Source organism: Micrococcus sp. HMSC31B01, from assembly GCF_001816085.1.
GTDB lineage: Bacteria > Actinomycetota > Actinomycetes > Actinomycetales > Micrococcaceae > Micrococcus > Micrococcus luteus.
On the sequence record NZ_KV825267.1, the window covers coordinates 1 to 8,478 of the forward strand.

Sequence of the window (8,478 nt, forward strand, 5' to 3'; positions counted from 1 at the left end):
GGCCAGCCCCACCAGGGCGTAGGCCCCCACCGCGCCCACGAAGGCCTGCCACGCCTGGTCCCGGTAGGACGCGCGGGCCAGGCGCCGGCCGGCCCGCCAGGACAGCGCGAGCGGGAGCAGGGTCAGGCCCCACGGCACGAGCCACGCCGTGCCGGTGATGAGGTGGTCCGGCGCGGTGGGCATGGCCGTGGTCACGGTGACGGGCACCGCGTGCAGGGCCAGCCACAGGACGCCGCCCACCTGGACGGCGCCTTCGATGGTCGGCCGCTCGAACCCGCCGGTGGCCCACACCGCGAGGGTGGGGACCATGACCGCGAGCAGGCTGATCATCGCCGTGACGAGCGCCTCGACCACCCCCTGCAGCCACAGCGGCAGGGGGACGGGGCGCAGCAGACGGGGCGCAGCGGGGCGGGAACTCACCCGTCCATGGTGCCACCCGACTCCGGGCGGCGCCTGGACGGGGGCGGGCCGCGCGGGCCGGTGCGACGACCGTCACCGGACCCGAGAGTTCATCGCGGGGTCACCGGGCCGTCGTCGGCGGGTGCCCCGGCCGTGGTCCGGGGTCCTTAGCGTCGGCCACGTGCGTGTCGTCGTGGTCGCCGAATCGTTCCTGCCCCATATGAACGGGGTCACCAACTCCATCCTCCAGGTGCTGCGCCACCTGCGGGAGCGGGGCGACGAGGCGATGGTGATCGCCCCGGCTGCCTCGTGGTCCGCCGGGTGGACCCAACGCGCGGGCGCCGGTGAGGCCCCCCGCGAGGTCGAGGGCTTCCCCGTGCGCACCCTGCCCTCCGTGCCCCTGAGCGGGTACGCCTCTGTGCGGGTGGCCGCCGGCACGGTGGGCCGGCTGCGCGGCATGCTCGCCGACTTCGCCCCGGACGTGGTGCACATCGCCTCCCCCTTCGTGCTGGGCTGGCGCGCGGTGCAGGCGGCCGAGGAGCTCGGCATCCCCTCCGTGGCCGTCTACCAGACCGAGGTCCCCGGCTACGCGGCCCGGTACGGCGCCCCGTGGCTGGAGGACGTCCTGTGGAGCCACGTGGCGCGCCTGCACAACATGGCCACGCTGACGCTCGCGCCGTCGTCGTTCACCGTCCGGCAGCTGCACCGCCAGGGGGTGCGACGCGTGCACCTGTGGGGCCGCGGCGTCGACTCCCGCCGATTCCATCCCGCCAAGCGGGACGAGGCGCTGCGCGCCGAGCTCGCCCCGAACGGCGAGAAGCTCGTGGGCTTCGTGGGGCGGCTGGCGCACGAGAAGCAGGTCGGGGACCTGCGGGTGCTCTCGGACCTGCCGGGCACCCGCCTCGTGGTCATCGGCTCCGGGCCGCTGCGCGAACAGCTCGAGCGGGAGCTGCCCGGCGCGCACTTCGCCGGCTTCCAGGGGGGCGAGGACCTCGCGCGCCACGTGGCCAGCCTGGACCTGTTCGTGCACCCCGGCGAGTCCGACACCTTCGGCCAGACGCTGCAGGAGGCGATGGCCTCGGGCGTGCCCGTCGTCGCCGTCGGCCGCGGCGGCCCCCTCGACATCGTGGACGCCTCCCGCACCGGCTGGCTCTACCCGCCCGGCGAGCTGGACGAGCTGCGCCGCCACGTCGCGGACCTCGTGTACGACGACGTCAAGCGGGCCGCGTTCGCCGACGCGGCGTGGGCGTCGGTGCAGGGCCGGACCTGGCCGGTGCTGTGCGAGCAGCTCGTGGGCTACTACGAGAAGGCGATCGCGGTGCAGGAGCGCCGCCGCGTGGAGCTGGCCCGCCGGCTGCTGACGGCGCCGTCGCTGCTGGCCGCGCGCGTGTTCGGCTGAACCCCGGGACGGACACCGGGCGGGCGCCAGGCGGCCCGGGTCTCGCGTCCGGAGTCGTGGCTAGGGTGGCGGGCATGGACGCCACCCCGCACCCCCGCCCCTCCGAGCCCGGCCCCCTGCCCGATCCCGCCGCGCCCCGCCGCCTCGCCGGCAAGGACGTGCACCCCGTCGGCCTCGGATGCATGAACATCGTGCACGGCTACTCCGGATTCCTCGACGACGACGCCGCCGTCGACCTGCTCACCCGCGTGCTGGACGACGGCACCGACCACCTGGACACCGCCACCCTCTACGGCGGCGGCCGCAGTGAGGAGCTCGTGGGGCGCGCGCTCGCCCGGGCGGGGTCGGGCGTCCGCGAGCGCGTGCTGCTCGCCTCCAAGGGCGGGCTCGTGCGGGACGGGCAGCGGCGGATCGACGGCCGCCCGGAGACGCTGCGCGCGCACGTGGACGCCTCCCTGAGCCGGCTCGGCCAGGACCGGATCGACCTGTACTACCTGCACCGGCTGGACCCGGAGGTCCCCGTCGAGGAGTCCGTGGGGGCGCTCGCAGAGGCCGTCACGGAGGGCAAGATCGGGGCGATCGGCCTGTCCGAGGTCTCGGCCGTCACCCTGACCCGGGCCGTGGCCGTCCACCCGATCGCGGCCGTGCAGTCCGAGTACTCCCTCGCCACCCGCAACCCCGAGTGGGGCGTGCTCGAGGCGTGCCGCCGCCATGGGACCGCCTTCGTGGCCTTCTCCCCCGTCAGCCGCGGCCTGCTCACGGACGCGCCGCCGCGGCTGGGCGGGCTGGACGCGGGAGATCTGCGGCACCGGCTGCCCCGCTTCGCCGAGGGCCACTACGAGGCCAACCTGACGCTGCGCGAGGCGCTCTCGGCCGAGGCCGTCCGGCTCGGGACGAGCACGGCGGGGCTCGCCGTCGCCTGGGTCCTGGCCCAGGGCAAGGACGTCCTGGCGATCCCGGGCACCACCTCGTGGGAGCACTGGCTCGAGGACCGGGGCGCGCACGAGGTGCGGCTGACCCCGGCCGACGTCGCCCGGCTGGACGACCTCGTCAACGACGCGACCGTGGCGGGCCCGCGCTACAGCGAGAGCCAGCAGGCCAGCATCGACACCGAGGCGGCGCCGCCGCGCTGAGCCGAACGCGGGGCCCGGGGTGGCCCGCGTCTCATTTCGGCAACAGAGCGCACTCCCTGTCAGGATGGGCGTCAGGCACCGCGGCCTCCTCCGACCGCGGCGCGCCACGGCGGGGGCACCGCGGGGCGTCTCTACCCCGACGTCCGAGGAGGACACCATGAATGAGTCTCTGGAGACCCTGCGCGACGAAGTGTTCGCGCGCAACCCCGGCGAGGCCGAGTTCCACCAGGCGGTGTCCGAGGTGTTCGAGGCGCTGGGGCCGGTGGTGCAGCGCCACCCCCAGTACGTCGAGGCCGGGGTCATGCACCGCCTCTGCGAGCCGGAGCGCCAGATCATCTTCCGCGTCCCGTGGATCGACGACGCCGGCGTCGTGCAGGTCAACCGCGGGTTCCGCGTGGAGTTCAACTCGGCGCTCGGCCCGTACAAGGGCGGGCTGCGCTTCCACCCCTCCGTGTACCTCGGGATCGTCAAGTTCCTGGGCTTCGAGCAGATCTTCAAGAACTCGCTCACCGGCATGCCGATCGGCGGCGGCAAGGGCGGCTCGGACTTCGACCCCGCCGGCAAGTCCGACCGCGAGATCATGCGGTTCTGCCAGTCCTTCATGACGGAGCTGCATCGCCACATCGGTGAGCACACGGACGTGCCGGCCGGTGACATCGGCGTGGGCGCCCGCGAGATCGGCTACATGTTCGGCCAGTACAAGCGACTGACCAACCGCTTCGAGGCCGGCGCCCTCACCGGCAAGGGCCTGACGTGGGGCGGCTCGCTGGTCCGCACTGAGGCCACCGGCTACGGCGCCGTGATGTTCGTCGACTCCATGCTGCGCACGCGCGGCGAATCCATGGACGGTCAGCAGGTGCTGATCTCCGGCTCCGGCAACGTGGCCATCTACGCCGCGGAGAAGGCCGCCGCGCTCGGGGCCACCGTGCTCACCGCGTCCGACTCCTCGGGCTACATCGTGGACCCGGACGGCCTCGACCTGGACCTGCTCAAGCAGATCAAGGAGGTCGAGCGTGCCCGCATCTCCGAGTACGCCGAGCGCCGCGGCGGGCGGTCCCGCTACGTGACCGGCGGCAGCGTCTGGGACGTCGAGGGCACCGTGGCCCTGCCGTGTGCCACCCAGAACGAGCTCGATGAGTCCGCCGCGCGGACCCTGCTGAAGAACGGGGTGAAGGCCGTGGCCGAGGGCGCGAACATGCCCTGCACCGAGGCGGCCGCCCACCTGTTCGTCGACTCCGGGACGCTGTTCGGCCCGGGCAAGGCCGCCAACGCGGGCGGCGTGGCGACGTCGGCGCTGGAGATGCAGCAGAACGCCTCGCGGGACTCGTGGAGCTTCGACTACACCCACGACCGGCTCGAGCAGATCATGCGCGACATCCACGACCGCTGCGTGGAGACCGCCGAGGAGTACGGCACGCCCGGCAACTACGTGGCGGGGGCGAACATCGCCGGGTTCATCAAGGTCGCCGACGCGATGATCGCCCAGGGCGTGGTCTGAGGCCCGGCCCTGTCCCTTCCGTGATCCTCCGCCGCCCTGCGACATCACCGCCGTTCTGACGCGCGGTGATGTCGCAGGGCGGCGGTCGCTCAAGGGCGCCCGGCTCCTGCACAGGCCCCCCGACGTCGGGTGCCCTCCACCGCCGGCGCGGCCGACCCGTCGCGCCCCCGACGGGCCCACGAGACTGGGCCGCATGACCCTGCTCTCCGACCACTCGCGTGCGCTGCTCCCGGGACGCGGGCCCCTGCTCAGCGCGGCGGACCCTCACGACGGGGCGGCGCGGCGCCGTCTCGAACGCGCCTGGACCCGCGGGGTCCTCGTGCGGCTCTGCCCGCGCGTCTACATCAGCGTCAGCGACTGGGCCGCGCTGCGTCCGTGGGACAGGGCGGTCGTGTCCGCCGTCGCCCTCTCGATCGCCCGCCCCGCGACGGTGTTCACGGGCCTGACCGCGGCCCGGTTGCACGGTCTGGGGCCGGCCGTCGAGCCGCCCGTGCTCGAGCTGCGCGCCCCCTCGCCCGGGCATCACGGCGCCGGTCCGCTGACCCGCCGTCCCTTCGCCCCCTCCGTGGTGGCCCACGATCGCCGGCTTCCCGTCCCGCCGCGCCTCAGCCGGTCGAGGCCGTCCTGTCGGACGGGCAGAGCCTGGGAACCGTCCTGGCGGATCCGCTGCCCACGGTGCTGCTGGTGCTGGGGGCGGCCACCCCGTTCCGCGACGCCGTGGCCCCGCTGGACGCGCTCGTCCGAGCCCGGCCCGAGGAGGCCGCACGCTGGGCGAGGCAGGCGGAGAGCCGACTCAAATCCGCGGCCGCCCTCCGCCGATTCGAGCGGGCCTGGCACTTCGCGGACGCGCGGGCGGAATCCGCCGGCGAGTCCTACAGCCGGGCCAGCATCCACGAGCTCGGCTTCGTCCCGCCCACGGCGCTGCAGCATCGCCACCGGGATGCGAACGGACGCGAGGTGGCCCGCACGGACTTCTGGTGGGAGCAGGTGCGGGTGTACGGGGAGTTCGACGGGCTGGGCAAGTACGACCTGTCGTTCTTCGACGGTGACGACACGGCCCGCCGCGCCAGCATCCGCCGGGAGAAGGAACGGGAGGTGGCCCTGCAGCTGGTCACCCGGGCGGGCGCGCATTGGACGTGGGGAGACCTCCTGCGGCCGGACCGGCTGGCGCGGATCCTCACCGCCGCGGGCGTCCCCCGCTCGGTCTGATCCACGGCCGTCCCACGGGCCCGGTCCCGACCTCCGCGAGCCCGAGCGTTCGACCTCCGCTCTGCGACATCACAGCCGTGCTGCACGGCGGTGATGTCGCTGGGCGGCTGCCAGGCGGTCAGCAGCCCACCTCGGCCCACCTCAGCCGGCCAGGGCCGCCCGCTGCTCGGGGCTGATGCGCACGGGGCGGCCCGTCTGCCCGTCGACGAACACCATGACGGACGTCGCGGTGGCGCAGAGGGTGTCGTCGACGCCGTCGTGCAGGGCGTAGCCCACGTGCACCGAGGCGGCCTTCACGGCGTCCACGCTCACCACCACGCGCAGTGGCACGGGGCGGTAGGGCATCTGGGCCCGGTACTTCACGGTGTGCTCGGAGATGAACGTCCGCACACCGGGGGCCACCCCCTCGAGCAGGTCGATCGGCGGGGCCTGCCCGCCACCGGCGCCGGTGTTCGCGGGCACGCCGAAGGCCGCCACGCGGGCCTCCTCCAGCAGCTGCACCACGGCGATGTTGTTCACGTGGCCGTAGGCGTCCATGTCCGCCCAGCGCAGCGGGATGCGGACCTCGACGGAGCGCGAGGCGGTCATCGGGCGGCCTCCTCGTCCGCGGACCGGCCGTCGCGCTGCGCCGCGGCGTCGAGGGTCGCCGGCGCCTCGTCGTCGCCGAGGATGTCCTCGCGCCAGGCCTCGGGCTGCACGTCCACGAACTCGACGGGCAGGATGCCCAGGTCCTCGAGCTGATTGGACAGCGTGGCCCCGTCCGGGCCGTAGCACCACGGGATGCCCGGGGTGGAATGGCGGGTGTCCTCCGCCCGACCGCCCGCGAGCAGCGCCTGCGAGGGGGTCAGCTGCCGGATGACGATCGCCTTGACCCGGTCGGGGTGGCGCTGCGCGAACTCGGCGTAGATCTCGGGGTCGTGCTGGCCGTCGTCGCCCACCAGGATCCACTGGATGTCCGGGAACTGCTCGGCGAGGCGCTCGAGCTGGACCCTCTTGTGCTCCTGACCGGAGCGGAACCAGCGGTCCCTCGTGGGCCCCCAGCTGGTCAGCAGCAGAGCGCCGAGCGGGTAGAGGTTGCGGCCCAGGAAGCGGGTGAGGGTCTGCGCCACGTTCCACGCGCCCGTGGACAGGTACAGCACGGGGGCCTTCGGCTCGAGCTCGGCGATCCGGCGCAGCAGCACGGCGATCCCCGGAGTGGGCGTGCGGGCGTGCTCGTCGATCACGAACGAGTTCCAGGCCGCCAGCAGGGGGCGGGGCAGCGAGGTGACCACCACGGTGTCGTCGATGTCCGAGACCAGGCCGATCCGCGCGCCCGGCTCGCAGATGTACAGGTCCATGACGGCGTGCTCCTCTTGGCCGCCGACGTGGAGGGTGGCGGTCTGCCAGCCGGGCTCCAGCTCGACGTCCAGCACGACGTCGACGACGCCCATCCGGTCCGTGCGCACCGTGGTGCGCAGGTCCCCCACCTGCACCTCCACCTCGGCGTAGGCCATGGGCGGGGCCACGAAGTTGCGCCAGCCGCGCACGCCGTCCGCCACCACCTTCGACAGCCGACGGCCGTTCATGAACTCCTCGTCGGAGGCGATCACCACACGGGAGAGGATCCGCACCCAGCTGGTGCTGCCGTAGCCCGTGAACGCCATGACCGTCGGCACGTTGCCGGCACGCAGCGCGCGGGCGCGGTGCCAACGGTTCCACCCCTCCTGCAGGTGCGTGGCGACGTTCTCCACGGGAGTGGGGTCACCGGAAGGGGCCAGGCGGCCGCGCCGGGGCGCGGGCGTGGGGGCGTCGGAGGCTGCGGGCATGCGCCCAGTATTCCGCACCGTGCGCTCTCAGCGGATCTCGGGGACCAGCGCGGTCAGGCGGTCCAGCATGCGGCCGACCTTGCCGTTCTCGATCGCGGCGGCCACGTGCCCGTCCGCGAACCGCTCGCCGCGCACCAGGTAGGTGAACAGCGTGCCGAGGTCGGCCAGGGACGCCTCGGCGATGCCGGCCTCGCTCACCCGGTCCACGTTCCGCAGGTAGTCGACGTCGATGCCCGCCAGCTCCTGCGCGGCCACGAGGCCGGGGAACACGCGGTCGTCGTAGTCCGGGTAGACGCCGCCGAGGGTGCCGGGCGCGGGGGCGCCGTAGGAGGCGATCGGCCGGGCCTCGGTGCCGTAGCCGGCGGCGAGCAGCTCGCGCAGCGCACGCACGGCGGCCACGCGCTGGGGCGTGGGGGTCTGCGGGCCGGTGAGGGTGGCGTCGTCGTCGGGGGTCGGGAGGGGGTGCTCGGTCATGGCGGCTCCTCTGCTCGGGGGGGGGTCGGCCCCATTGTCTCGCGTGCGGTCCGACGTGTCCGGGCCCCCGCCTAGGCTCGGGGCATGAGCCCCGCCCTGCCCCGCCCCGCCGAGCTGCGCGCGATCGCCCTCGACGCCGCCCGCGCGGTCGTCGGCGACCTCGCCGCCGCCTTCCGCTCCCCCACCGCCATCGGGCCCGAGGCCAAGACCACGCACCACGACCTCGTCACCGTGCACGACCGACACACCGAGGCCCGGCTCGTCGCCGCGCTCACGACGGCGGTCCCCGGCTCCGGCGTGCTCGGCGAGGAGCTCGGGGCGCAGGCCGGCACCGGTGAGGCCGCCCGGCTGACCTGGATCGTCGACCCCATCGACGGCACCTCCAACTTCACACACGGCTTCGCGATGTTCTCGGTGTCCCTGGCCGCCGAGGTCGACGGCGAGGTGGTGGCCGGCGTCGTGCTGGACCCCGTGGGCCGGCTGGCGTTCTCCGCCGACGCGGACGGCGCCTACCTCACCCGCGGCGACGGGCCGGAGCGCCCGCTGGCCGAGGTCGGCCGG

Annotated in this window: 9 protein-coding genes; 5 read left to right on the forward strand and 4 right to left on the reverse strand. The window is 74.4% G+C overall.

The window, feature by feature from the left end; all coding sequences use genetic code 11:
• Window positions 1-420: cell division protein PerM (locus HMPREF3105_RS09320; RefSeq protein WP_246830364.1), on the reverse strand; the 420-nt coding region annotated here is incomplete at its 3' end.
• Between the two features lie 160 nt (window positions 421-580).
• Between HMPREF3105_RS09320 and HMPREF3105_RS09325 the strand changes: the two genes are divergently transcribed.
• The 4 genes from HMPREF3105_RS09325 to HMPREF3105_RS13575 all read left to right on the forward strand — a co-directional run bounded on the left by HMPREF3105_RS09325 (window position 581) and on the right by HMPREF3105_RS13575 (window position 5,638).
• Window positions 581-1,798 carry a glycosyltransferase family 4 protein gene (locus tag HMPREF3105_RS09325; protein WP_070709353.1) on the forward strand — a complete coding sequence of 406 codons (1,218 nt, stop codon included), beginning with the start codon at window positions 581-583 and terminating at the stop codon, window positions 1,796-1,798.
• 74 nt (window positions 1,799-1,872) lie between these two features.
• The gene (locus tag HMPREF3105_RS09330; RefSeq protein WP_070709355.1) at window positions 1,873-2,931 is read left to right on the forward strand and encodes an aldo/keto reductase; all 1,059 of its coding nucleotides are present in this window, start codon (window positions 1,873-1,875) and stop codon (window positions 2,929-2,931) included.
• 157 nt (window positions 2,932-3,088) lie between these two features.
• The gene (gene gdhA, locus HMPREF3105_RS09335; protein ID WP_020621604.1) at window positions 3,089-4,429 is read left to right on the forward strand and encodes an NADP-specific glutamate dehydrogenase; all 1,341 of its coding nucleotides are present in this window, start codon (window positions 3,089-3,091) and stop codon (window positions 4,427-4,429) included.
• Window positions 4,430-5,104: 675 nt separating this feature from the next.
• Window positions 5,105-5,638, forward strand: a complete 534-nt coding sequence (locus HMPREF3105_RS13575; protein WP_228070727.1) for a hypothetical protein — start codon at window positions 5,105-5,107, stop codon at window positions 5,636-5,638.
• Window positions 5,639-5,779: 141 nt separating this feature from the next.
• On the opposite strand, the gene HMPREF3105_RS09345 is transcribed toward HMPREF3105_RS13575, so the two are convergent.
• The 3 genes from HMPREF3105_RS09345 to HMPREF3105_RS09355 are packed head-to-tail and all read right to left on the reverse strand — an operon-like array spanning window position 5,780 to window position 7,917.
• Window positions 5,780-6,226: an acyl-CoA thioesterase gene (locus tag HMPREF3105_RS09345; RefSeq protein WP_002853740.1), complete on the reverse strand. Its 447-nt coding sequence runs from the start codon at window positions 6,224-6,226 to the stop codon at window positions 5,780-5,782.
• Complete coding sequence (locus HMPREF3105_RS09350) at window positions 6,223-7,443, reverse strand: App1 family protein (RefSeq protein WP_043275839.1); 1,221 nt, start codon at window positions 7,441-7,443, stop codon at window positions 6,223-6,225. Before HMPREF3105_RS09350 ends, HMPREF3105_RS09345 begins: the two co-directional genes overlap by 4 nt.
• A gap of 27 nt (window positions 7,444-7,470) precedes the next feature.
• Window positions 7,471-7,917, reverse strand: coding sequence for a DUF6508 domain-containing protein (locus HMPREF3105_RS09355; RefSeq protein ID WP_020621601.1), 447 nt, complete (start codon window positions 7,915-7,917; stop codon window positions 7,471-7,473).
• 84 nt (window positions 7,918-8,001) lie between these two features.
• On the opposite strand from HMPREF3105_RS09355, the gene HMPREF3105_RS09360 reads away from it, so the two are divergent.
• Window positions 8,002-8,478: inositol monophosphatase family protein (locus tag HMPREF3105_RS09360; RefSeq protein ID WP_305791343.1), on the forward strand; the 477-nt coding region annotated here is incomplete at its 3' end.

Bases quoted from the DNA above. Each gene is read 5' to 3' on its own strand.
- HMPREF3105_RS09330 (WP_070709355.1), top strand. From the start codon at position 1,873: ATGGACGCCACCCCGCACCCCCGCCCCTCCGAGCCCGGCCCCCTGCCC.
- gdhA (WP_020621604.1), top strand. From the start codon at position 3,089: ATGAATGAGTCTCTGGAGACCCTGCGCGACGAAGTGTTCGCGCGCAAC.
- HMPREF3105_RS09345 (WP_002853740.1), bottom strand. From the start codon at position 6,226: ATGACCGCCTCGCGCTCCGTCGAGGTCCGCATCCCGCTGCGCTGGGCG.
- HMPREF3105_RS09350 (WP_043275839.1), bottom strand. From the start codon at position 7,443: ATGCCCGCAGCCTCCGACGCCCCCACGCCCGCGCCCCGGCGCGGCCGC.
- HMPREF3105_RS09355 (WP_020621601.1), bottom strand. From the start codon at position 7,917: ATGACCGAGCACCCCCTCCCGACCCCCGACGACGACGCCACCCTCACC.